General features: G+C 39.6%; 26 protein-coding genes and 1 pseudogene. 21 read left to right on the forward strand and 6 right to left on the reverse strand.

What is annotated here, in order from left to right; all coding sequences use genetic code 11:
- Window positions 1-446: 446 nt before the first annotated feature.
- The 12 genes from CCK98_RS05565 (at window position 447) to CCK98_RS05620 (ending at window position 13449) form a co-directional block, all read left to right on the forward strand.
- The gene (locus CCK98_RS05565) at window positions 447-1175 is read left to right on the forward strand and encodes a ThuA domain-containing protein (RefSeq protein WP_088085664.1); all 729 of its coding nucleotides are present in this window, start codon (window positions 447-449) and stop codon (window positions 1173-1175) included.
- Window positions 1175-2212: a Gfo/Idh/MocA family protein gene (locus CCK98_RS05570; RefSeq protein ID WP_088085665.1), complete on the forward strand. Its 1038-nt coding sequence runs from the start codon at window positions 1175-1177 to the stop codon at window positions 2210-2212. The genes CCK98_RS05565 and CCK98_RS05570 overlap by 1 nt, the downstream gene beginning before the upstream one ends.
- Before the next feature lie 124 nt (window positions 2213-2336).
- Entirely contained in the window at window positions 2337-3305 is a 969-nt protein-coding gene (locus tag CCK98_RS05575; protein WP_088085666.1) for a sugar phosphate isomerase/epimerase, read from the forward strand.
- 2 nt (window positions 3306-3307) lie between these two features.
- Window positions 3308-4078, forward strand: a complete 771-nt coding sequence (locus tag CCK98_RS05580) for a sugar phosphate isomerase/epimerase (RefSeq protein ID WP_088085667.1) — start codon at window positions 3308-3310, stop codon at window positions 4076-4078.
- A 42-nt stretch (window positions 4079-4120) separates the two neighbouring features.
- Window positions 4121-5791 (forward strand): alpha-glucosidase, encoded by a 1671-nt coding sequence (locus CCK98_RS05585; protein ID WP_088085668.1) that lies wholly within the window; start codon window positions 4121-4123, stop codon window positions 5789-5791.
- 322 nt (window positions 5792-6113) lie between these two features.
- A complete protein-coding gene (locus CCK98_RS05590) occupies window positions 6114-7139 on the forward strand; it encodes a LacI family DNA-binding transcriptional regulator (RefSeq protein WP_088085669.1) in 1026 nt (341 codons plus the stop codon).
- A gap of 118 nt (window positions 7140-7257) precedes the next feature.
- On the forward strand, window positions 7258-8481 hold the full coding sequence (locus CCK98_RS05595) for an ABC transporter substrate-binding protein (protein ID WP_088085670.1): 1224 nt from the start codon (window positions 7258-7260) through the stop codon (window positions 8479-8481).
- A gap of 136 nt (window positions 8482-8617) precedes the next feature.
- Entirely contained in the window at window positions 8618-9484 is an 867-nt protein-coding gene (locus CCK98_RS05600) for a carbohydrate ABC transporter permease (protein ID WP_088090314.1), read from the forward strand.
- A 2-nt stretch (window positions 9485-9486) separates the two neighbouring features.
- Window positions 9487-10305, forward strand: coding sequence for a carbohydrate ABC transporter permease (locus CCK98_RS05605; RefSeq protein ID WP_088090315.1), 819 nt, complete (start codon window positions 9487-9489; stop codon window positions 10303-10305).
- 23 nt (window positions 10306-10328) lie between these two features.
- Window positions 10329-12524 carry an alpha-galactosidase gene (locus CCK98_RS05610; RefSeq protein WP_088085671.1) on the forward strand — a complete coding sequence of 732 codons (2196 nt, stop codon included), beginning with the start codon at window positions 10329-10331 and terminating at the stop codon, window positions 12522-12524.
- 154 nt (window positions 12525-12678) lie between these two features.
- The gene (locus CCK98_RS05615; protein WP_088085672.1) at window positions 12679-13140 is read left to right on the forward strand and encodes a GH32 C-terminal domain-containing protein; all 462 of its coding nucleotides are present in this window, start codon (window positions 12679-12681) and stop codon (window positions 13138-13140) included.
- A gap of 39 nt (window positions 13141-13179) precedes the next feature.
- Window positions 13180-13449 (forward strand): SemiSWEET transporter, encoded by a 270-nt coding sequence (locus CCK98_RS05620; RefSeq protein WP_088085673.1) that lies wholly within the window; start codon window positions 13180-13182, stop codon window positions 13447-13449.
- A gap of 199 nt (window positions 13450-13648) precedes the next feature.
- Here the strand turns inward: CCK98_RS05620 and CCK98_RS05625 are convergent, their stop codons facing one another.
- A complete protein-coding gene (locus CCK98_RS05625) occupies window positions 13649-14044 on the reverse strand; it encodes a hypothetical protein (protein WP_088085674.1) in 396 nt (131 codons plus the stop codon).
- 161 nt (window positions 14045-14205) lie between these two features.
- Window positions 14206-15168, reverse strand: coding sequence for a DMT family transporter (locus CCK98_RS05630; RefSeq protein WP_306298983.1), 963 nt, complete (start codon window positions 15166-15168; stop codon window positions 14206-14208).
- 157 nt (window positions 15169-15325) lie between these two features.
- Between CCK98_RS05630 and CCK98_RS05635 the strand changes: the two genes are divergently transcribed.
- Complete coding sequence (locus CCK98_RS05635) at window positions 15326-15664, forward strand: rhodanese-like domain-containing protein (RefSeq protein WP_088085676.1); 339 nt, start codon at window positions 15326-15328, stop codon at window positions 15662-15664.
- A 13-nt stretch (window positions 15665-15677) separates the two neighbouring features.
- On the forward strand, window positions 15678-16646 hold the full coding sequence (locus CCK98_RS05640; protein WP_088085677.1) for a bile acid:sodium symporter family protein: 969 nt from the start codon (window positions 15678-15680) through the stop codon (window positions 16644-16646).
- A gap of 81 nt (window positions 16647-16727) precedes the next feature.
- Here CCK98_RS05640 and CCK98_RS05645 read toward each other — a convergent pair whose 3' ends face one another.
- The 4 genes from CCK98_RS05645 to CCK98_RS05655 form a co-directional block, all read right to left on the reverse strand.
- Window positions 16728-16940 carry a hypothetical protein gene (locus CCK98_RS05645; protein WP_088085678.1) on the reverse strand — a complete coding sequence of 71 codons (213 nt, stop codon included), beginning with the start codon at window positions 16938-16940 and terminating at the stop codon, window positions 16728-16730.
- A gap of 119 nt (window positions 16941-17059) precedes the next feature.
- Window positions 17060-17227, reverse strand: coding sequence for a hypothetical protein (locus CCK98_RS35145; RefSeq protein ID WP_179195723.1), 168 nt, complete (start codon window positions 17225-17227; stop codon window positions 17060-17062).
- Window positions 17228-17294: 67 nt separating this feature from the next.
- On the reverse strand, window positions 17295-19031 hold the full coding sequence (ade, locus tag CCK98_RS05650; RefSeq protein WP_088085679.1) for an adenine deaminase: 1737 nt from the start codon (window positions 19029-19031) through the stop codon (window positions 17295-17297).
- Window positions 19032-19055: 24 nt separating this feature from the next.
- The gene (locus CCK98_RS05655; RefSeq protein ID WP_088085680.1) at window positions 19056-19526 is read right to left on the reverse strand and encodes a nucleoside deaminase; all 471 of its coding nucleotides are present in this window, start codon (window positions 19524-19526) and stop codon (window positions 19056-19058) included.
- 376 nt (window positions 19527-19902) lie between these two features.
- On the opposite strand from CCK98_RS05655, the gene CCK98_RS05660 reads away from it, so the two are divergent.
- From CCK98_RS05660 to CCK98_RS35955, 7 genes and pseudogenes are all read left to right on the forward strand, one after another.
- Complete coding sequence (locus tag CCK98_RS05660) at window positions 19903-20544, forward strand: NTP transferase domain-containing protein (RefSeq protein WP_088085681.1); 642 nt, start codon at window positions 19903-19905, stop codon at window positions 20542-20544.
- 67 nt (window positions 20545-20611) lie between these two features.
- A complete protein-coding gene (uraD, locus tag CCK98_RS05665) occupies window positions 20612-21127 on the forward strand; it encodes a 2-oxo-4-hydroxy-4-carboxy-5-ureidoimidazoline decarboxylase (RefSeq protein WP_088085682.1) in 516 nt (171 codons plus the stop codon).
- 14 nt (window positions 21128-21141) lie between these two features.
- Window positions 21142-22095, forward strand: coding sequence for a factor-independent urate hydroxylase (pucL, locus tag CCK98_RS05670; protein WP_088085683.1), 954 nt, complete (start codon window positions 21142-21144; stop codon window positions 22093-22095).
- A complete protein-coding gene (uraH, locus tag CCK98_RS05675) occupies window positions 22092-22451 on the forward strand; it encodes a hydroxyisourate hydrolase (protein ID WP_088085684.1) in 360 nt (119 codons plus the stop codon). Before pucL ends, uraH begins: the two co-directional genes overlap by 4 nt.
- 12 nt (window positions 22452-22463) lie before the next feature.
- Window positions 22464-23822 (forward strand): allantoinase AllB, encoded by a 1359-nt coding sequence (gene allB, locus CCK98_RS05680; protein ID WP_088085685.1) that lies wholly within the window; start codon window positions 22464-22466, stop codon window positions 23820-23822.
- 83 nt (window positions 23823-23905) lie between these two features.
- Window positions 23906-25069 (forward strand): annotated as a pseudogene (locus CCK98_RS05685) (ArgE/DapE family deacylase); the annotation flags it as partial.
- Between the two features lie 39 nt (window positions 25070-25108).
- Window positions 25109-25411 (forward strand): urease subunit gamma, encoded by a 303-nt coding sequence (locus tag CCK98_RS35955; RefSeq protein ID WP_098930224.1) that lies wholly within the window; start codon window positions 25109-25111, stop codon window positions 25409-25411.
- Window positions 25412-25424 lie beyond the last annotated feature (13 nt).

The following is a 25424-nucleotide window of genomic DNA, read 5'->3' on the forward strand; positions in this document are numbered from 1 at the left end:
CTATTCTAACAAAATAGAAAAATAGCAAAATAGTAGATGTTTTAATTATATCATCTATGTTTATTTGTAGATATACAATATAAGATGTAATCAAATAAGTAATGTTCCAAGAAAGTGGGGGATGCAAGTTTTAAGTACGACAATTTGCCGACGATTGAAACTAAGTTGGCCTGATGTTGTTGCAATGGCTGATATAAAGATATATAAGCGAGATTGTTGTTAATATTTGTGATAGAGTTTGAGCTCTTTTGGAATCTATCACAAACCAATTATAAATGGACTATTAATTATTCTGGGTTTTTCTCACCTAAATTGTTTTTAATTTAACGTCAAAGAATTATTAGGTTCAATATTTTCCACCCTATCTGTCAATGTAAGCCGTTTCATAAATTCTATTAATCTCTAAAATTAACTGTAAAGTATTCAACTATAAGGAGTTGTTCATCATGTTGAAAGTAACGGTATGGAATGAAAATCGTCATGAACAAAAAAATCCGGTCGTTAGAGATATCTATCCAACTGGGATCCATGGCACGATCACCCAATTCCTTCAGGCAGAAGGAATCACAGCAGGAACAGCTACTCTTGATGAGCCGGAACATGGCTTAACCGATGAGGTGCTAGCTGCTACTGATGTATTAGTTTGGTGGGGACATCTAGCACATGGAGATGTGAAAGATGAAGTCGTTCAAAAAGTTCAACAGCGTGTACTAGATGGTATGGGGCTGATTGTTCTCCACTCCGGCCACTTTTCAAAAATCTTTAAAACATTAATGGGCACCAGTTGTGATTTAAAATGGCGGGAAGCAGATGAAAAAGAACGACTTTGGGTTGTGAGTCCAAGTCATCCGATAACAGAAGGAATCTCTGAATATATTGAATTAGAAAAAGAAGAAATGTATGGGGAGCATTTTGATATCCCTCAGCCGGATGAGCTTATTTTTACGAGCTGGTTTGAAGGCGGCGAGGTATTCCGCAGCGGCTGTACATACAAACGTGGAAATGGGAAAGTATTTTATTTCAGACCGGGCCACGAAACATATCCAACCTACCATAACGAACAAATTCAACGTGTAATTATTAATGCGGTAAAATGGGCGGCACCTGTCAAAAGGGAACGTCCCATTTATGGAAATGCGAAACCACTAGAACAAATCAAAGGGGGACAAAAATAATGAAAAAGTTAAAAATTGGAGTAATCGGATGTGGCAGTATTGCCCAGCATCGCCATTTACCTGAATATAAAGTGAATCAAAATGTGGAGCTAGTGGCAGTTTGTGATATCAATGAAAGCCGAGTTAAAGAAATAGCAGAGAAATATGAAGTCACTGCTTACACAAACTATGAAGAGTTATTAAGCAGCGGAACGGTTGATGCAGTCAGCGTTTGTACACCAAACTATCTTCATGCCCCAATTTCGATTGCTGCCTTAAATGCAGGTCTTCATGTTCTTTGTGAAAAACCAATGGCAACCTCAAAACAGGAAGCAGAAGCAATGATTGCCGCGGCCAAAGAAAGTGGCAAGAAGTTAATGATTGCTCATAATCAGCGTTTTGTCCCTTCCCATCAAAGAGCACGTCAGCTGATTGCAAGCGGGGAAATCGGCAAAATTTATAGTTTCCGCACAGCCTTCGGTCATGGCGGTCCAGAGGGATGGAGTGTAGATGGGAAAGAAAGCTGGTTTTTTGAAAAAGAAAAAGCCTTCGTTGGTGCAATGGGCGATTTAGGTGTCCATAAGACTGATTTACTGAGATATGTACTGGGTGAAGAAATTACCGAGGTTGGTTCTTTCGTTGAAACAAGTGCCAAAGAATTTGCTGATGTCGATGACAATGCTGTTTGTGTATTAAAAACAGAAAGCGGGATTATCGGAACACTTGCGGCAAGTTGGGCTTATGTCAGTAAGGAAGATAATTCAACCATTATTTATGGTGAAAAAGCCATTCTACGGTTAGAGGATGATCCAACTAATTCACTTGTCGTTCAATATGCCAACGGTGAAGTCGTAAATTATCAGCTTGGAAAAATTCAGTCGAATGATTCGGGCGGCCAACGTACTACACATGTAATTAACCATTTTGTAGATGCAGTTATTCATAATCAAGAGACACCTGTTCCTGGTGAAGAAGGAAAAAAATCTCTAGAGGTGATTTTAGCAGCCCTTCAATCAAGTGAAACAAAACAAATTGTTAAAGTGAGCGAGCTATCATAATTTTGCGGTAGATAAAAAGGGTGGTGGACCATACTGGGCCGCCATCTCTCTATTGATGTCTACTAGTTACCTATCACGGATCAATCGTATAAAGTGCGAGCAGTTATAGAGAGGGGAATTCATTATGAGACTTGGAGTTTTTACCGTATTATTTGCTGAAAAATCATTCGAGGAAATGCTTGATACAGTTAAAGAAGCCGGACTACATGCAGTTGAAATCGGAACGGGATGCTATCCTGGAAACAACCACTGTGATTTAGATGGGTTATTGGAAAGTGAAGAGGCTAGACGTGAGTATATCCAAAAGGTAGAGGAACGCGGACTGGTAATCAGTGCATTCAGCTGTCATGGAAACCCGATTTCTCCTGAAAAAGAATTTGCTAACAACTCACATGAAACACTCTTAAAAACGATTAAACTTGCTTCGCTTCTCGAAGTGCCAGTTGTTAACTGTTTTTCAGGAACAGCAGGAGATCATGAAGGAGCGAAATATCCAAATTGGCCTGTAACACCTTGGCCTAATGAATATGGCGACGTGTTAAAGTGGCAATGGGAAGAAAAACTGATTCCTTATTGGAAGGAAGTTGGCCAATTTGCTAAGGAGCACAACGTGAAAATAGGACTGGAACTACATGGAGGTTTTTTAGTCCACACACCATATACACTCTTAAAGCTGCGTGAGGAAACTTGTGATGCCATTGGCGCTAACTTAGACCCAAGTCACCTATGGTGGCAGGGAATTGATCCAGTTGCAGCGATTAAAATTTTAGCAAAAGAAAATGCGATTCATCATTTTCATGCGAAAGACACATACATTGATCAGGAAAACGTGAATATGTATGGATTAATGGATATGCAGCCATATGGAGAAGTGAAAACGAGGGCTTGGTCCTTCCGTTCGGTTGGCTGTGGACATAGCCTCAAAGAATGGTCCGACATGATGAGCGCACTAAGAACCTATGGCTATGATTATGTGGTAAGCATCGAACATGAAGATCCAATTATGTCTATTAACGAAGGGTTCAATCGGGCAGTAACCAATTTAAAATCGATCTTAATTGAGGAACCAGTTTCCCAAATGTGGTGGGTGTAATGATGAAGAAGATACCAGTTGCCGTCCAAATGTATACCTTACGGGAAGAGAGTGAAAAAGATTTTGCGGGAACATTGAAAAAAGTAGCAGAGCTTGGTTTTGATGGAGTGGAATTCGCTGGTTATGGTGGATTAACAGCGAAAGAAGTTAAAACGTTATTAGATGAGCTTGGCCTTCGCGCTGCAGCAAGCCACGTCCCGCTTGAACAATTGGAAACCAATTTGTCTCAAGTCATTGAGGATATGAAAATATTAGGAAGTAAGTATATTGTCTGCCCTTACTTGATGCCAGATCGTCGAAGCGAACAGGATTATCAAGCGCTTATTTCTTTATTAAATCAGGCGGGTGAAATATGCCGAAAAGAAGGTATTATCCTTTGTTATCACAATCATGATTTTGAACTAGAGCGCTTGTCGGATGGAAGAATGGCATTAGAAGCCATTTTTGATGATACAAGCATAGACCAGGTAAAAGCTGAACTTGATATCTATTGGTTGACTAAAGCCGGTGAAAAACCGGTTGAATGGATCAATCGTTATAAAAATAGAACACCGCTCATTCATTTAAAAGACATGACCACGGATGAAGAACAATTTTTTGCCGAACTTGGAACAGGTGGCGTTGATCTTGAAGCAGTACTTAATACCGGAGAAGAAGCTGGTGTAGAGTGGTGGGTGGTCGAACAGGATATGAGCCGCCGTACGCCGTTTGAAAGTATTGAAATCAGCATCAATTACTTGAAATCGAAGCTGCCCCATCTTGTGAACAAATAAATGAAATGTGGTATAGAAAGTTGATCGAACTGAGGTGCACAAGTGAACAAAAAGTGGTGGAAAGAAAGTGTTGCCTATCAAGTCTATCCTCGAAGTTTCATGGACAGCAATGGGGACGGGATTGGTGATTTAAAAGGTGTAACAGCTAAATTAGATTACCTAAAAGAGCTAGGAATTGATGTGATTTGGCTGTCGCCGATGTATAAATCACCTAATGACGACAATGGTTATGATATTTCAGATTACCAGGATATTATGGAAGAATTCGGAACGATGGCAGACTTTGATGAGTTGCTTGACGGAGTTCATCAGCGTGGAATGAAAATAATCCTGGATTTGGTCATCAATCATACGAGCGATGAACACCCTTGGTTTATTGAGTCACGCTCCTCTAAGGACAACCCGAAGCGTGACTGGTACATTTGGGGAGATGGCCAAGATGGAAAAGCGCCGAACAATTGGGAGTCGATTTTCAGTGGGCCTGCTTGGAGATATGATAAAGAAACAGAACAGTATTTCATGCACATTTTCTCTGCACGCCAGCCCGATTTGAATTGGGAAAACCCTGAGGTAAGGGATGCTTTATACGATATGGTGAACTGGTGGCTGGAAAAAGGGATAGATGGTTTCCGTGTGGATGCCATTTCCCATATCAAAAAGGAACCAGGATTCCCTGATATGCCTAATTCAGATGAATTAGATTTCGTTCCTTGCTTTCCTAAAATGATGAATGTGGATGGAATTGATGAGTTTCTCACAGAATTTTCTCAAAAAACCATTAAGAACTATGACATCATGACAGTTGGGGAAGCTAATGGTGTCGGTCTAAATGAAGCTGATAAATGGGTAGGCGAAGAAAACGGCTATTTTAATATGATATTTCAATTCGAATTTTTAGATCTGTGGGATAAGGATGTAGAAGGATCTATTGACGTTCGTAAGTTGAAAAAGGTTTTAACCAAATGGCAGACAGGATTGGAAGGCAGAGGATGGAATGCCTTATTTATCGAAAACCATGACCAGCCACGACGGGTTTCTAGCTGGGGAAACGATAGGGTGTATTGGAAAGAAAGCGCCAAGATGCTAGGAGCGCTATATTTCCTAATGAAAGGGACTCCATTTATTTACCAGGGTCAGGAAATTGGGATGACGAACGTCCAATTCCCGTCTATTCATGATTACAACGATGTTGGCATGATTAACTATTATCATGTTGAAACCGCCAAAGGCCGTTCCCATGAAGAAATTATGAAAGTTATTTGGGAAAAGGGCCGGGATAATGCTCGGACGCCGATGCAATGGGACTCATCTAACATGGGAGGATTCACTAATGGCGATCAAACATGGCTGGGTGTAAATCCAAATTTTACGGAGATTAATGTAGAGTCACAATTAAACGATCCTGACTCGATTTTATCTTTTTATAAAAAATTGATTCGCTTAAGAAAAGAGAATCCCGTGTTTGTTTATGGTACTTACAGCTTAATAGCTGCGAATCATCCGAAACTGTTTGTATATATTCGCAGCTTAGGTAAGCAAAAGGTACTTGTTATTAATAATTTTAGTGAAAAAACAACCAGGTTTCGTGTCCCAGGTAGTTTATCTTATTCCACTTCTGACCTTATCCTTAACAATTATGAAGTTGTGGGTAAGAAATTACCGAAAAATTTCACATTAAAACCTTATGAAACAAGGGTATATATACTGAAGTAAAACTTGGGGGCATTTGCCCCTTTTCTCATTTTTGAGAGACCTATAAATATTGGGATTTAATGAATGATGAATAAATAATTAAACAAAGAACAAATTAATATTATGTATTTTTTAAAGGTAAAATGAACTAGTCATTTTACCTTTTTTCTATTTTAGTAAACATAAGGTTATTATTAAGTTACGTTAACTAAAGAAAAATTGATTATTTTTAGAAAAAATTGATTTTTTTAAAATATAAATTGATTGAAAGCGCATAACATGGTATATTATTAATATAAATTTAGTTAACTTAACTAAACAAAATAAAGTTGTAGGTGAGTATATGGCAACGATTAGAGATATTGCGGAGCATGCCAGTGTTTCAACGGCAACCGTATCTAGAATACTAAACAATGACCCTACTCTTTCTGTATCCGAGGATACGAGGAAAAGGGTCATCGAAATCGTCAATGAGCTAAATTATAAACCATTAAGAAAAAAAAGTGGAAAAGCGGATAAACCAATAGAAACATTTAATATTGGCCTGATCATGTTGAACGATGAAACTATTGACCCGTACTTTCAGTCAATACGGCTGGGAGTGGAAAACACCTGTAATCAATATTCCTTTAATATCGCCTCGACATTTATGGTTGGTAAAAGCAACATAACAGCAGAGAGCTTAAGTGGTTTGGATGGTCTTATTGTTATGGGGGACGTTGATATTAAAGATTTAAAAGAAATTTACTATGAAAATAATAATATCGTTGCAGTAGACTATCTTCCGCAAGATTTGAATGTGGATGTTGTAATTTCAGATTTTGAAGGCGCTACCCATCAAGTTTTGGAGCATTTAATTGGTCTTGGTCATACTGATATTGCCTATTTAGGCGGAAGAGGAATGGTCTATGGTGTGAATAGTAATATAACACTTGAAAAAGAGGATACAAGGAAAAGTGCATTCGAAAAAATAATGAAAGAGAAGGGCTACTATAACCCGGCTAAAGTATTTGAAGCAGATTGGGGCCCATCCAGTGGTCACTTATTAACGAAGCAATTAGTAGAAAGTGGGCAGATGCCAAGTGCAATTGTTGTTGGAAGTGATCCAATGGCATTGGGTGTCCTTCGTGCCTTGCATGAAGAAGGGGTCAAGGTTCCCGAAGAAGTTTCGGTTTTTAGCTTTGATGATATCGAAGCTGCCGCCTATATGAATCCGCGCCTTTCTACTGTGAAAGTACATGGCGATGAAATGGGGAAAACCGCTGTGAAGCTTCTATATGATCGTTTAAAGGGGAGAACCCTACCACTGAAGGTTACGCTACCAACAGAATTAGTTTTACGTGATAGTGTCAGCGCAAAAAAACAATAAAACGGGTTCAAGGAGGGAGATGGGAGTGATTATCAGCAAATTCTGTAATCGCTGCCGATCCTTTCATTAAATAAAGTTTTCATAAAATGAAAATCTATCAAAATATGGGGGATTCTCGATGAAAAAATCAATCTCGTTAGTTGCAACTGGTATGATCGCGCTTTCTGTTCTTGCAGGGTGTGGCAGTAAGGAAGCTTCAGGTGGTTCAAATGGAAAGGTGAAAATTGAATTTTTAGAGTACAAATCTGAAGCAAAAGGTACATTTAGTGAATTAGCCAAAAAATTTGAAAAAGAAAACCCCAATATTGATGTTATTGTTACCAATCCACCGGATTCTGTAACCGTATTAAAAACGCGGGTAGCCAAACGTGATCTTCCTGATGTTATTGGGATGGGCGGGGATGTATCCTATGCAGAGATTTCAAAGGCAGGAGCTTTGAAAGATGTTTCGAAAGACAGCGCATTAAATGACATTCAGCCAGCGTATATTGACATGTTAAAGGATATTTCAAAACAGGACAAAGTATATGGAATTCCCTATGCAGCAAATGCCAATGCAGTAATATATAACAAAACTATTTTCAAAGAATTAGGCATTGAAGTACCAACAACATGGGAAGAATTTATCGCGGCAGCGGAAAAAGCTAAAGCTGCAGGGAAAATTCCATTTTACTTTACCTTTAAAGATGCTTGGACAGCCTTACCTGCTTACAATGTTCTCGCAGCAAACACACAGGGAGATGACTTCTTTAAAAAGTTAGATAAGGGAGATACGAAATTTGCAGAAGGGCACAAGGAAGCAGCTGAAAAGCTATTAACCCTGCTCGAATTTGGCCATAAAGATCAGAATGGTAAAGCGTATAATGATGGAAACGTAGCCTTTGCAAAGGGTGAGTCTGCTATGTATCTTCAAGGTATTTGGGCGATTCCAGAAATTAAAAAAGCAAATCCAAACATTGAGGTGGGCGTATTCCCTTACCCAATTGGAGACTCAAAAGTTGTATCAGGTGTAGATTTATTACTTGCTCAATCTGCGACGACTGAGCATCCGAAAGAAGCTAAAAAGTTTATTGAATTTCTTTTGAGTGATGAAAATATGAAAGAATATCTTACACAGCAAAACGCCTTTTCAGCTAAAACAGGTATCGTACAGGAAGCACCTGAGTTAGAAGGATTAAAAGCAAGCTTTGAAAAAGGTGCTGTTGTTGACTTCCCTGACCACTATGTACCAACTGCTGTAGCCCTTGAAAAACAATTGCAAGTACTAACACAGAAAAAAGATGTTAATCAATACTTGAAAACTCTAGATACTGAATGGGAAAAGGTAGCTAACCGTAAATAATAATTCAATCATGGAGAAATGGGGGGAATCCTAATTTCTCCATCTTTATAAAGGAGTGAAAGAAGTGAGTAAGGAAGATTTGGCGTTAAAAAATGGGAGTATTCCTTCTGCTAGGATAAAAGAAAAGAAGAAAACTATGAAACTCAAAAACGTACCGTTTTATTTAATGACAGTGCCTGCACTTCTCCTTTTCGCTATTTTTCATACATTTCCAGCTATTCAAGGCATTTATTATTCATTTACAAACTGGGACGGCTTAAGTTTCACTTACGACTTTGTAGGATTCAAAAATTATTTTAATTTATTTAAGGACTTTAACATATTAAATTCTTATTTATTTACCTTTAAGTTTGCTATTATTTCAACGACACTCGTTAACGTTTTGAGTCTAATGATAGCCATGGGACTAAATGCAAAAATTAAAGGAAAGAATTTTTTTCGCGCTGCATACTTTTTACCAAATGTCCTTGGCGTGTTAATTGTTGGTTTTATCTTCAATTTTATATTTTCTAATGTAATCCCACAAATAGGCGATAAACTGGATCTTGGATTTTTATCGACTAATATTCTAGGGAGTGAAAACACTGCATGGATAGGAATCGTCATTGTAGCTGTATGGCAAGCATGTGCCTTCAATGTCATTCTCTATTTATCAGGTTTGCAGACAGTTCCAACAGAACTATACGAAGCATCAAGTCTCGATGGAGCTAATAAATGGCAGGAATTTTGGAAGATAACATTTCCAATGATTGCTCCTTTCTTCACAATCAATATGGTGCTTTCTATGAAAAGCTTCTTAATGGTTTTTGATCAGGTAGTTGCCTTAACAGGTGGCGGACCAGGCCGTGCCACGGAGTCCATTTCACTTCTCATTTATAAAGGTGGCTTCCAAGGCGGAGAATTTGCTTACCAATCAGCCAACTCCGTTATCTATTTTATTGTAATTGTTATCGTCTCTGTATTTCAAATCAAGGTTCTCCAAAGAAGGGAGATGGATATGTAATGTTGAAACAAAAGACGAATTGGACAGTTACGATTCTAATTGCATTAGGATCATTATTTATACTTTTCCCATTATATATTGCAGTTTCAATTGCGTTAAAAACACCTGATGAGCTCGCGCAATCTGTACTTTCTCTTCCTTTAGGTTTTCATTTCGATAACTTTAAAAAGGCGATTGAATCTACTAACTTTTTTGCAGCATTAAAAAATAGTGCATTTATTACAGTAATTACAGTTGTTTTTACGATTTTAACAAACTCATTGGTTGCTTATGCCATCGCCAGAAATTTGCATCACAAATTTTTCAAAGGTCTATATTACTATTTTGTCAGTGCCCTGTTTATCCCATTTCCGATTATTATGCTACCACTGGTAAAACAGACAGCAGCTTTTGGTATGGATAACCAAGGTGGACTGATCTTTTTATACATTGTTTATGGAGCTGCATTAAATATCTTTATTTACACAGGATACATTCGTTCGATTCCAAAGGAACTGGAGGAAGCGGCCATCGTAGACGGCTGCAGTACTTGGGGAGTGTTTTGGAAAGTGATTTTCCCCTTGTTAACCCCGATTAATGCAACTGTTGGAATTCTAACATGCTTATGGGCTTGGAACGACTTTATGCTGCCATTGATCATCTTAAATGATCCAGCAGATGCGACTCTTCCTTTGGTTCAATATATTTTCCAGTCTGAGTTTGGTACGGACTTTAATTTAGCATTTGCATCATACCTATTAGCTTTATCACCAATGGTCATAGTCTACATCTTAGCACAGAAATGGATTATCGGCGGTGTGGTAAAGGGAGCTATTAAATAGCAGTTAAGGAGTTGAAGTTTTTCGTGGGAATCCAATTTGATTCAAAAAATAAAACGTTTCATTTACAGGCCAAGGATACAAGTTATGTCATGGAAATTCTCCATGAAGGATATTTGGTGCACCTTTATTGGGGCCGAAAAATCAACACCTATCGTCATTCTAATTTTCTGCAGTTTTTAGATCGCGGTTTCTCAGGAAACCCTTATCAGCATAAAGATGACAGGACTTTCTCCTTGGATACACTTCCGCAAGAGTATCCACAGTATGGGAATACAGATTTTAGGAAGCCTGCTTATCAAATCCAGCTCGAAAACGGTTCAACCATTACTGACCTAAGATACCAAACCCATTCGATTTTTAAGGGGAAAGCTCCTTTGGAGGGGCTGCCTGCAACGTATACAGAGTGTGACAACGAGGCGGAAACGCTTGAAATTACAATGGAAGATTCTTTAATCGGCCTGAAAGTGATCCTAAGTTATACCGTTTTCGAGCAGTTTAATGTCATTACACGTTCCGTACGATTTATAAATGAGGGGAGTCAGTCACTAAAGTTGGTAAGTGCGCACAGTCTCTGTGTTGATTTCAGGGATGCAGATTTTGAGTTTTTACATCTTCATGGTGCCCATGTAAAGGAACGACATATTGAACGATTGCCGCTCCGTCATGGAATCCAGTCAGTTGAAAGCACAAGAGGTGCCAGCAGTCATCAGCATAATCCTTTTATTGCATTGTTAAGGAAAGGCACAACAGAAGATTCAGGAGAAGTATATGCCTTTAACTTTGTATACAGTGGTAATTTCCTAGCGCAGGCGGAAGTGGACCAATTTAGGAACACGAGAGTCACTATGGGGATCAATCCCTTTGATTTTAACTGGACGCTTGAACCTAATGAAGCCTTCCAAACACCAGAAGTTGTTATGGTATATTCATCAGAAGGTGTAGGCAGTATGTCAAGGACGTTTCATGAGTTGTATCGTATGCGCTTAGTGAGAGGCAATTACCGGGATAGAGAACGCCCAATTTTAGTGAACAACTGGGAAGCAACTTATTTTGATTTTAATGCGGACAAGATTTTGGATATTGCAGAAACAGGACGTGAGTTAGGAATCGAATTGTTTGTCTTAGATGATGGGTGGTTTGGTAAGAGAAATGATGATAGATCTTCATTGGGAGATTGGTTCGTTGATCGCCAGAAACTTCCCAAAGGTTTGAATCATCTCGCTCTTCGTGTCAAGGAGTTGGGACTGGATTTTGGACTATGGTTTGAACCGGAAATGGTTTCTGTTGACAGTGATCTATACCGTGAACATCCAGATTGGTGCCTACATGTTCCAGGGCGCAATCGTTCGGAGAGTCGTAATCAATTAATACTCGATTTCTCAAGGGAGGATGTCTGCTATGAAATTACAAAGAGAGTTTGTAATATTTTAGCAAGTGTCCCAATCTCATATGTGAAATGGGATATGAACCGCCATATGACCGAAATCGGTTCGGCTGCTCTTCCTCCTGAAAGACAAAGAGAGACAGCGCACCGTTATATGCTTGGATTATATAAGGTGATGGAATCTATCACATCTTCCTTCCCGCATGTTCTATTTGAAAGCTGCTCGGGCGGAGGAGGAAGATTTGATCCGGGAATGCTCTATTACATGCCGCAGACATGGACAAGTGACAATACGGATGCTGTCTCACGGTTAAAAATTCAATATGGCACAAGTCTTGTTTACCCGATTGTTACCATGGGTTCACACGTATCTGCTGTTCCGAATCATCAGGTTCATCGAAGTCCGTCTATACAGATGCGTGGCGATGTAGCGATGTCTGGGAATTTAGGCTATGAACTTGATTTATCGAATCTATCAGAGGATGAAAAAGAAATTGTCAAAGAGCAAGTTTCTCACTATAAGGAAATTCGTCAATTAATCCAGTTTGGTGATTTTTATCGATTGCAAAGTCCATTTGAAGGAAATGAGACATCTTGGCTTTTCACTACTAAGGACAAGACAGAAGCAATCGTCTATTATTTCCGGGTTTTGGCAGAACCAGCTGCACCAACTGCAGTGTTAAGGCTAAAGGGAATTGATCATTCAAAACAATATCGAGTTGACGGTACTGATCAAGTATTTGGCGGGGATGAACTCTCTTATGTTGGACTCGCTATTCCGGTGGAAATAAAGGGAGACTTTCAAAGTTTTGTTTGGCATTTGAAAGAACTATAGTTTTTGATAGTTAAAGTCCATAAATAGTTATAAGGGAACGATGAAAACCAATGTGTTAAATGGCTTCATCGTTTTTCTTTTTTGTAGATAAAAAAGTGAGGGATATTCATGGAACAGAATCATCAACAACGTTTGTCAACATGGCAACTTATCTATGGCCCCTGTTGAAGAGTTGCAGAAGTTACGGAATGAATACATTTTTGTACCGCAAACGAACATTTCAGAAAAAATAACTTTGGAACATATCCAGGGGGAATGTCTGGAAATTATTGCAGAGTTTTCTTTAAACGAACGTTCTGCTGAAAAGTTTGGCATCCACGTTCGCTGTTCATTGGATGGGCAAGAAAAAACTTCTGTAATTTATGATGTCAAAGATGGTAAAATTTATGTGGACCGAAATTACTCGGGCAAAGGAGAAGGTGGAATTAGAACAAGTGTGGTGCATGGAAATCATGATTCTATTAAACTCCACCTATTTATTGACAGGTCATCGTTAGAGTTGTTTGTCAATGATAGAGAAACAGTAATGACAACACGTATATATCCTGACCCGTTAAGTACTTCTGTAGAATTATTTAGTGAGGGTGGAGTAGCCAATTTAATAAAATTAGATTAATGGACTTTAAACGATATATGGAGATAAGGAGACAAAAGAATGCAGGAGCTCGTTCCACTTTTTGGCTATGTTGCAGCTATTTTAACCACCCTTTCATTCCTGCCACAGGCAATTAAAACCATCAAAGAGAAAAATACAGAAGGAATATCATTAGTCATGTACAGCTTGTTCACTAGCGGGGTTTTAATGTGGCTGTTGTATGGACTATTTGTAAACGATATTCCAATAATTGTTGCAAACGCTGTAACGTTAATTTTAGCTGTAACAATATTAACTTTAAAAATTAAATATAGTGCAAATGCTAAATAATACGAAAAAGACGATTCGGTGCCGAAGCGTCTTTATTCATGTTTGTTACTCTAGATATAAATCTATGTAATCGTTTTCAATATGAAGCTGGTTTAGCTAGAAATGAAAAGAGTAGTGGTATCCCCATTTGTTTGGGATACCACTTTTTTTGGGGAGATTAGTTTTTTCCAGGTGGAATGTATAGGTCTCTTTCCAATCATTAAATTCCCCATTTCATGAACACCTTTAAAGTGCAGCAGCTGGCAGGATTATTTTGGTTTGGTTGAGTGGTGAGTTCGAAGATGACGCCACTTGGCGTAAATGTAGTTATCACAGGGACTTTTAATCCGACGGTACCGATTAAATGATCAACATCCGCTTTTTTTCCTTGCTGGGCAGCACTCATCATTTTTCGAGCGAAACCTAAATCCCCTAAGCGATCTAGCAAAATACTTCCTTGAGCCATTAATAGTCGAAATGACTTGACTGAGTTTTCAAATATTTTTACATCTACTGGTGGATAACTCCTTGTAATTGGTGGGAATTGATACCCCATTTGAGGTGGGTAAACGGGCAATGGAGGATAGATTTGATATTGATATGGGTAATAATACATTGTTACTCTCCTTCCATAGTTAAAACACAAGCCAGAATAGGATATGATATTTTCACGGTTTTTGTTACCTAGAAATGAAAACGCGTTTGGATTAGAAATCCTTGCGCTTTTCGGTAATAATGGATATAAAAACAAAAAATGTGACCCAGATTTGAGTCACATTAATTGAAGTCTTTTGTCTTATTTAAAAAAATTAATTTCTTTTTAAGTTTTGATTGATAAAGGAATTCCTCTAGAGTACCTGAGCCAAATAAAACACCAAAGAGTATGAAGATAAAACCAAAGATTTGTGATGAAGTAATTTGTTCGTCGAGAAAAATAACGGCACCGATTAGCGAGAAGAAGGGATTTAGGTTGATGAAAATGGCTGATTCTGCTACGCCAACTTTACCTAGTGCAGAGTTATAAATCATATGTCCAAGTGCCGTAGCGATAACTGCTGAGGCAAGGAAAATCATCCAAACTTCAAAAGTCCCGTGAACAAGTCCTTTTAATCCGTTAGGTTCTTTAAATAGACTAATGATAAATAAAATGACGGAACCGATGACTAGCATATAGCCAGTCATCAAGTGTGGGTCCAGCGTCTTGGAAACTTTTTTTATTATTATAAAACTGAATGCTTGCGTGAAAATTGCGAGGAAAACATAAAAATCCCCTATGGAGACGCCACTTACCCCGCCACTTCCTAAAACAACAATAAAGGTAACACCTGTAAAACCCATAATAATTCCTAACAAACGTATGAAAGTGATCTTAGTTCCTAATAAGAAAAAGGCGACAATAGTTGTTAGTAATGGACCAAGGCCTAAAATAAGACCCCCGTTAGATGCAGATGTTTTTGACAATCCTAGCGATAGAAAGAAATGGTGACAAACCACGTTAAAAAAGCCTGCCAAAAAAATATAACGAATCTCTTTTCTGGTTGGAAGCCTGACTTTCTTTAAAAAACCAATGATGATAAATACGCTTATACCCGCTGTGAAAACTCTTAGTGCTGTAATCGTCACAGGCAGGAAGGTCGTAACGATAATTTTAGTCGCAATGACATTAAGTCCCCATGCTGCCATTACAAACACTAATAGCATGTATATCTGATATTTTTGAGCTTTAGCCAACAGCTTCACTTCTTTCTGTTTCATATACAAAGTAAATAGATTGCAATTATTATACAACTTCATTGATCTTTTGACATGTATATTTTTCGGTTTTCGAAGGAATTTTTGGGAACATTGATTAAAATGAAAAGAAAGTGTGGTATTCTTTGTAATGGGGGTGCATTCAATGACAATTAATAAAATAACGCCAAAAGAGCTCCATGAAAGGCTTCAAGGTGAAGAAAAATTAGTTCTTCTTGATGTTCGGGATAAAGAAAAATACAATCAATTTCATATAGAAGAAAGTTGTAACGTACCGAAATCAGTGATTTTTGGCCTTAAAGAGTCTGGTGAAATCACACTGCAGTCCTTACCCAAGGGCCAAGAAATGATCGTGACTTGCACTACGGGGAATTCGGCAACGAAATGTGCACAGATTCTGGACGCTCATAATTATCAAGTGACGGTTTTAGAGGGAGGAATTACTGCTTGGAAGGCATATATAAGTTCGCTACGAGACGAATAGGGAGACACTCTACATGCTGCAAAAGATAAATAAACAACTAGAAAGAATCATGCCATTAATTACCCCGGTTGGTGTATTGACTGGAGTATTGTTCAGTGTCCATCTAAAGGATTATTCATATTTAATTCCTTGGATTTTTGCTTTTATGACCTTCGCTGGGAGTTTAAGTTCCAATTTCCATTCATTAAAAGAGGTGATCGTTCATCCGTTTCCAATTTTTATTGCAATGGCAATCCTTCATGTCCTCATGCCAATTTGGGCCTGGGGCGTAGGTCATGTCGCCTTTTCTGGTGATGTTTACACGATTACCGGACTTGTTTTAGGAATGGTCATTCCAACAGGAGTGACAAGCTTCATGTGGGTGGCCATTTACAAAGGAAACATTCCATTGGTCTTGTCGATCATTTTAATTGATACCTTGCTTTCACCAATCATTGTTCCATATTCGCTATCATTATTTATAGGTGAAAAAATTGAAATGGACTTTATCAGTATAATGAAGGGTCTATTGGGAATGGTGGTCATTCCTTCCTTGATTGGGATGTACTTAAACCAAGTTACAAAGGGGAAAATTAAAGACCAATTAGGGACACGTCTTGCTCCTTTTTCGAAAATTAGCCTTGGATTTGTAGTCATGCTTAATGGTGCAGTGGTCGCGCCCTATTTAAGAAATCCTAATTTTAAACTTGTAAGTATTACCTTAACGGTCTTCTTGATTGCGCTGACTGGTTACTTGTTTTCATTTTTAATTGGTCGATTTTTTAATGGTGGACGAGACATCGTCATTTCGCTGACATTCACTGGCGGGATGAGAAATATCAGTGCTGGGGCAGTTATAGCTATTACTTACTTCCCAGCTGCAGTTGCGGTACCAGTAGTGGTTGGGATGTTATTTCAGCAAATACTCGCCTCGTTAAATGGACATTTTCTTAATCGTTACTATAATAAAAATGTGGAAAAGCAAGAATCGATTGCAATGTAAAAGGATGTTTAAAAAAAGAAATCCCCTCGGAATTATTTGCGAGGGGATGTTTTTATGAGGGAATTCCCTCAAAAGAGCCGATTACTTTGTTGCATACTTGATTATTCCAGATAAATAAACGGAGCAGTCTCGTTGCACAACTTCTCTCATTTTTATTTTTCCATCTTGTACTAATTCTCTAACCAATCCTTCAATAAGTTTTTCATCTTCTTTTACAGTCTTTGGAATCTCAATTGAAAATAAATTACTCCGACTGGCATAGTGTAGATTTTTTAATAATTCAGCTTTATTCATTGGACAACCCCTTTACCTTAACTTCGACATGAAGTGGACGTTCTCCTTTGAATTAAAACAATTATCTCTATTTACAAGGATTTCAGCAGTAAAAAGCTTCTTTTTCAATGGTATGGAAATTATTCTTTCGTTAGTTCTTCTTCAAAGAAAAAGGTATTTGGATGTTCATTGACAATGTAAGAGTACCTTTTCATGTTTTTTACATATTGAGATTTATTGATTGTTACTGATTCACCCGAAGAACGAATATTTACTTCATCACCCTCATTAAATATACTTTTCTTCATTTTCCCATCCTTTCAAACCAGGGTGTTTTCTTCTATCCAGCACCTTTGCTAGATATTTTATTATTTCCTAAGCGTCGAGATCTATATGCTCAAACTTACTAATCTGGAACAAACCCTTATCAGTTAGCTTTAGTTCCGGTATGACAGGAAGTGATAAAAACGAAATCGTTAAAAATGGGTTGAAGTGGTCGTGTGCACCTAGTTTTTTGAGGGCAAGATTTATCTCATTTAAACTTGAATAAACCTCTTGATACGGGCGATCTGACATTAACCCTGCGATGGAAAGTCGCAATGAGGCAATCACTTCGCCTTGATTGACAACAACGAGCCCCCCTTGGATATCTTTGATCGCTTTGGAAGCAACTACCATATCCAAATCGGTTGTTCCGGCAATAATAAGATTATGGGAATCGTGAGCAATGGTGGTAGCAATCGCACCGGATTTTAAACCTAAACCTTTGACAATCCCTAATCCAATTTGATTTTTCATATGATGGCGCTCAATCACGGCCAGCTTTAATTGGTCTTTTATGATAGAGGGTTGAAATATCCCTGAATCATTAGCATTAACTTTTTCAATAATATGACGCGTTACAAGACTATTGGGGATAATTTCAATTATATTTGCTTTGTTTGTTTTTAATGGAATTTGAAAATGATTTTCTGTTAATTCATGGAAACGAACAGAATTTTTTAACCGGTCTGTTTCAACCAAGGAATGGTCCTGTGATTCAATAATAAGCCGTCCATTCTCGACAGCGGCAATCCCATCTTTATAAACGGTTGTAATAGTAATGTTCTCAAGGTCATCAAACAGGAAGAAATCCGCTTTGTATCCAGGTGCAATCGCACCCTTAGCCTCCAGCCCAAAGCATTCTGCTGCATTAATGGTTGCCATTTGAATCGCTGTTATGGAAGATATACCTGAGGCGATAGCCAGCCTTACGTTGTGATCGATGCTGCCATCATGGATGAGGTCGTCTAAATGCTTATCATCCGTTACAAATAAACATCTTCTTGCATTTCGCTCATTGACGATGGGAATCAATTGTTGTAAGTCTTTTGCCACCGTACCTTCGCGAATCATTAGGTACATTCCTCTTCTGAGACGTTCCTTTGCTTCTTCAGCTGTTGTACTTTCATGATCTGTTCGAATACCTGCTGCCAGATACACATTCAAATCATTGGCCGATAACCCCGCCGCATGGCCGTCAATTTTTTTGCCAGATTGTTTTGCCGTTAATATTTTTTCAAGCATGTCGTCCTCAGCCTTATAAACTGCTGGGAAATTCATGACTTCAGCTAAACCTAAAACTCGTGGCTGCTGATAAAAGGGTTTTAGATCTTTTGCATTAAGAGTAGCGCCGGAATTTTCAAATTCGGTCGCAGGAACACATGAAGGAAGCATAAAGAAAAAGTCAAACGGTAGATCTTCAGAGGAATCAAGCATGTATTGTATCCCCTCAGTGCCTAATACGTTGGCAATTTCATGTGGGTCTGCAATGATGGTAGTTACCCCGTGCGGAAGAAGAACCTTTGCAAATTCATTTGGAGTGATCATCGAGGACTCAATATGAACATGACCATCGATAAAAGCAGGGGATATATAACGGCCATTTGCATCGATCACCCTATTCCCCTCATAATCACCTATACCGGCAAAGTATCCATCAACAATCGCAAGGTCTCCTTCGATAATTTCTCCATTAAAGACATCGATAATTTTCCCATTTTTAATGACCGTATCCGCTGGCTCTCTTTTAGATGCTACAGAGATTCTTCTCTTTAACTGATTTGCCTCCATAGGACAACATCCTTTTCTGTCATATTAATACTCTACTTTATCTTGTGAATTCTCCCATGTTCTAAACGGAATATCTCCATCTGGTGGAAAAATCTTTTTCATCGGTATTTTTCGATATTCGATGGGGAGGGAGAGTTGATCATAAATAAATTGATCATCAAACCCTATTTTCGCTGCATCTTGTTTGGTGCAAGCATAATAAACAGCCTTGGGGCGCGCCCAATAAATGGCGCCGATGCACATCGGACAAGGTTCACAGCTGGTATAGATTTCACAATCGTTCAGCTGGAAGTCGTTTAAATTCCGGCAGGCATCTCGAATGGCTTGCACCTCGGCATGTGCAGTGGGATCGTTTGTCCCGGTTACTTCATTTCGGCCGATTCCAATGACCTTTCCGTCCTTGACGACGACCGCTCCAAATGGTCCCCCTTGCTTCGTCAAAACATTATTTAGCGCTAGTTCAATTGCCTTTTCCATAAAGTGAGAATCTGTCATACAACCTCTCCATTCCAGTTAATTAATTTAAAATACATTATTCTACATGATGCTTACAATTGCTCAATTGTTGTAGGTATATCTAACATATTTTTTTATAAAATAGCTCTGGTTACTTGCCTGTTGATTTCCGCTCCAATCAACAATTTTTCCATGTTAGATTATATGACATTAGTGTAGATACTATTTCCCCTTTTGGATATTATGGTGAAAAAAGATGACATATGCTTTGTTAGTAATGTTCGTCTATCTACTGAAAATCTACCCATCATCAGAAAATTGAAAAAGAACATGGGTGTATTTTGGGAGGTCTATCAATATATATAGTGTTAGATAGCAAGGAAAGAATGGGGGGTCATGATGGTGGTTTTTCTTGATGGATAACGACGGAGTCATCGCAGTCTATCTTGCGGCGGGTAAGAGCCGCCGGATGGGAGTTAACAAGCTTGAACTCCCTTGGGGGCAGAAAACAGTTGGTAATTCAGCCTTAGAAAAGGCAGTGAATTCCAAACTGGACTTTACGTTTGTTGTGACAAGGGAAGAGGATACGCTCAAATGGATTGACGGCACCCTTTTCGGGAGTCCCCTCAGAGAACGCTGGAAAGCTTTGAGATACCGTGATGCGGATAAAGGGCAGGCACATTCCTTGCAATGTGGATTGCTTGCAGCCATGGAAATGGAACCGAAAGGAATCATGATTCTTCTTGCTGATCAACCGCTCTTACCAGTAGAAATCATCAATGATTTGGTTAAACGATACCTGAAGGAATATCAGGAAAATAAAAATGTTCCGTTTATAGCAGCTAGTTTTCAGGGGATTCCGAGGCCGCCCATTATTTTTTCGCCAAAGGTGGTTCCTGATTTACTGAAACTTGAGGGGGATGAAGGAGCACGACAGCTTTTTAAAAAGGAAAAATTAACTGGCATACTAGTTAATTATGAGAACGGTTGGGACTTTTTTGACGTCGATACCAAAGAAGAATATGACCGGCTGAAAGGGTGGAGGCACGAGTGGTGAGGAGAGGCATGTTGTCTGTTTCTCCTGAAATCCTGCTGAAATCAGTTGGTTTGGGAGAGATGAAACCATGGATGTAAAGGAAAATAATCAAGGCTCCATAGAGGAAATAAATCAAATGAACAAAGAGGAATTTGTGAGTACAGTAGGCTGGGTGTTTGAGCACTCCCCGTGGGTGGCTGAGAAGGCATGGGAGAGTATACCCTTTAAATCTCGTGAGGAACTCTTACAAATAATGGTGACAGTTGTAAAAAATGCAGAGGCAGGCTTTCAATTGGCCCTGCTCCGTGCCCATCCGGATCTTGGTACTAGATTAAAAATATCAGAGGTTTCTCAAAAGGAGCAAGCGGGAGTAGGTCTTGATCGGCTCTCGAAGAATGAACATAGTGAGTTTGTTTCCCTCAATCAGAGGTATGTCGAGCAATTTGATTTTCCTTTTATTATGGCAGTGAAGGGCCAAAGCAAGGAAACAATTCTTGCAGCGATGAAAGAACGTGTGGGCAATACCTATGAACAGGAATTCCCGACAGCCTTGGATGAGGTCTATAAAATTGCAGGGTTCCGCTTAAATGATGTTATTCAATAAAGGGGGATGATGATATGCAAAGAACGATGCGCTATGGTAAAGCAGATGTTTGGGTTTATCGCACCTACGCAGCCCCATTAACAGGAGTCCGTACCATTCCTGAATCAGCCTTTACGGGCCGCAGCAATATTCTGTTTGGAATGAATGTTAAGGTGGCAGTAGAAGGCGAAGCCTTCTTATCGTCTTTTAAAGACGGGGATAATACACTAGTTGTGGCAACGGATTCGATGAAAAATTTCATTCTAAAACATGCTGGCGATTATGAAGGTTCAACACAAGAAGGATTCCTAGAATTTGTCGCCCGCCGTTTCCTTGAAACGTATCCTCATATGAGTGCTGTCGATATCTCTAGCGAACAAATCCCATTTGACGAGCTCCCAGTACCAACGAAAGATAGTTTTGAACCGAGTCCATTCGTATTCCGCTATTCATTAAATGAACAATCGTTGGCTCAAGTTGAAGTGAAACGCTCTGGAGAAAAGATTATCACAGCCGATCATCTCAGCAGTTTGAAGGGACTAAAGCTTTTAAAGGTACGTGGCAGCTCCTTTTATGGATTTGTGAAGGATGAATATACGACACTGCCAGAGTCTTATGACCGGCCGCTATTTATCTTTTTGAATATTGGGTGGCGCTATAACGATTTCGATGCTGCAAAGGGCAGTACGACAGATGGGTATGTCGCAGCAGAGCAAGTTAGAGATATTGCCTATACGGTTTTTCATGAAGAGAAATCTCCCTCCATTCAAAATCTTATCTACCGCATTGGTCTTCGTATATTAGAGCGTTTTCTACAGTTAGTGGAGGTTCGCTTTGAATCCAATAACCGGACCTGGGAAACCGTTTTAGACGAAATTCCTGCCTCACAAGAAGGGAAAGTTTTTACCGAACCGCGTCCTCCGTATGGGTTTCAATGTTTTTCCATGACACGTGAAGATTTAGAAAATCCAGGGGAATCACCGAAATGACTGGAAAGGTAACCACACATGTCCTTGATTTAAGTTTGGGAAAACCGGCAAGTGGAGTGGTAGTGGAATTATGGCAGGTAGGTCCAGACAACACATACGAATTTATTCAATTCAGCCAAACCAATGAAGATGGCCGAGTAAATCAACCTCTCCTCGAAGGGGACAGTATGAAAAAGGGAATCTATGAAATTCGTTTTCATGTTGGAAATTATTTTCGGAATCGCGGCCCTTTACTCGGAGATCCTTCGTTCCTAGATTGTGTTCCCGTTCGCTTTGGCATTTCTGAACCCACCTCCCACTATCATGTCCCATTGTTGATTTCACCTGGTGGGTATAGTACCTATCGGGGGAGTTGAGGAGGGTAAAAGATGAAAGAACTATGGGTGAAGAATGGGCTCGTTTTTACCGCGGACGGTTTTCGAGAGGTAGACATTCGAGTCCTTGATGAACGGATTGACTCCCTTGTAAAAAGTGAAGGAGAACCATTGAAAGAGGAAACGGATACGATTATTGATGCAAGCGGCTGTCTAGTTGTTCCTGGCTTTATTGATGCCCATGTCCATTTCAATGATCCAGGAAGAACGGATTGGGAAGGAATCGAGACAGGAAGCCGAGCTGCAGCTATCGGCGGAACCACTACCATTTTTGATATGCCGCTAAATTGTGCACCTTCTGTTACTACTGTTAAGAATTTACTTGATAAAAAAGAGTATTTAACCTCTATGTCTCATGTCGATTATGCTCTCTGGGGTGGAATGACAGATACGAACCTCGCTAACCGGCGAGAACTCACTCAAATGAGTAAGGGGATTATTGCCTGGAAAGCATTTATGAGTGAGAGTGGGATTGAGGATTTCCGCTTTGTTCCACCTGATGGATTGAAACAAGCCATGCAGGCTGCAAAGGAGCATAAGAAGATTCTCGCTCTCCATGCGGAATGGGAAGAGGAGATTAATAAATTTACAGCTTTCTATAAACATAGGGATGGGATGAATGAACGAAAGGCCTTTCTCGCGAGCAGGCCCGTATCAGCAGAAGAGAAAGCAGTTCGTTATGCCTTAGAGCTTGCTGCCAAATACGGAACAGCCCTTCATCTTGTTCATATTAGTTCGGCGAAGGTAATCGGAATTATCGATCAAGCCAAAAAAAGCGGAGTAGACGTTACAGTTGAAACCTGCCCGCATTATTTACTTTTTGATGAAGAGGATTTTATTAAAAGTGGTGCCATCCTCAAATGTGCGCCGCCGCTAAGATCGCGCGAAGAGGTAGAGGGGCTATGGGACTGCATTCAGAGAGGCTGGATTGACACGATTGGATCTGATCATTCCCCGTGTCTTTATTCGATGAAAGCAACGGATTCCATCTGGGATGCATGGGGAGGGATTCAAGGGGTTCAATTTACCTGGCTGGCCTTGCTTGATGAGGCCCTTAAACGGAGAATTAACCTTAAACAAATTTTACCATTAGGGACGGCGAATGTGGCTGAACGGTTTGGAATAGCAGACCGAAAAGGGCGAATTCGTCCCGGCTTAGATGCTGACCTTATTTTGATACGTTTAGATGAAACAACGATTGCTGATAAACAATCATTGGCTTTTCGAAATGCCTATTCACCTTATGAAAATAGAGAGTTTTTACTTAAGGTGAAGAAAACGATTTTAAGAGGAAAGGTCATTTATGATGAACAATCCGGGGTGATCCAGGAGAAATTTGGTGTTTGCCTGTAAGTGGACACGCAACCAAAAGGAGGAGCTTTATGAATCAGGATAAGAAAAGTTTGGTCCAGTGGATTGAGGAGCACCAAGCAGAAATGATTGATTTCTTAAAAAAAATAGTGCAAGTTCCTTCAGATAACCCTGCTGGTGATTGTTACCCTATTGCTGCCTTCTTACACCACGAGCTTCAAGAACTTGGCTTTGTGGATATATCTCTATTAGAGGTAGATGAAGAGGAAGTCAAAGCCGCTGGAATGATTAGTTTGGCCAATGTCCTTAGCAGCACCGAGTTTGGGAACGGGGCAGGAACAAATATTGTCTTAAATGCACATGGTGATGTGGTGCCCCCTGGGTTAGGCTGGAGTGTTGATCCATACGGAGGGGAGATCATTAATGGAAAGATGTATGGACGGGGCGTGGCAGTTTCAAAATCCGATATTGCTGCCTATTCATACGCCGTTTTAGCCTTAAAAAAAGTCAAAATCAGTCACCCTCTGCAAGGGAAAGTCGACCTTGCTTTTACTTTTGATGAAGAAACAGGCGGAGAATTAGGACCCAAAAGGCTGCTAGATCAAGGGAATATCAGTCCTGACCAGGCGATTTCAGCTGGCTTTACCTATTCGGCAGTTAATGCCCATAACGGCTGTTTACATTTTGAAGTGAAAACAACAGGGAAGTCTGCCCATGCCGCCCTCCCACATACAGGAATTGATGCACTTGAGGCGACGACAAAGATTTTAAATGGTTTATACGAATATCGGCAAACTCTCGCGGCCAATAAATCTTCTGTGCCTGGGATTGACCACCCAACCTTGGTAGTCGGTCTCATTTCTGGAGGAATTAACACAAATGTTGTACCTGACGAATGTACAATAAGGGTTGACCGAAGATTGATTCCAGGTGAAGACGGGGTTCAAGCGGAAGTGGAATTTAGAAAAGTTGTGGAAGAAGCGGTTAAGACGACCCAAGGAATAAAACTAGAAATTCGAAAAATACTTCATGCAGAAAGCTTCGGGCCTGTTCCGGAAGATTCACCACTGATTTCAGCATTATCCGCGAACTGGCAGTCCATTATGAAAGGGAAAGGTGATTTAGCGATAAACGGAGTACCGATCTATGCAGATGCCCGTCATTTTTATGAAAAAGGCATCCCAACGATCATGTTTGGTGTTGGGCCCAAATTGCTGGAAGAGGCTAATGGGCACCGGGCTGATGAAAATATCCGTGTAGATGATCTGGTGGATGCCACCAAGATTATTGCCTGTACACTTTATGATTTACTAGGGGGAGGTAAGGGGATGAAATTAACCCAGCGGGAGCAGGAAAAATTAATGATTGTCATCGCAGCAGACTTGGCAAGGCGCAGAAAGGACCGGGGACTAAAATTAAATTATCCCGAAGCGATTGCCCTCATCACCTACGAAATTATGGAGGGGGCAAGAGATGGGAAATCGGTGGCTGAATTAATGAGTGAGGGAACAAAGATATTATCAAGCGAAGATGTGATGGAAGGGATACCGGAAATGATTCGCGATATCCAAGTAGAGGCAACATTTCCAGATGGAACCAAGCTTGTTACCGTACATGAGCCAATTCGCTAGATTGATATTTTTA

This window comes from Bacillus sp. OV166, from assembly GCF_900177675.1.
Taxonomy (GTDB): domain Bacteria; phylum Bacillota; class Bacilli; order Bacillales; family Cytobacillaceae; genus Neobacillus.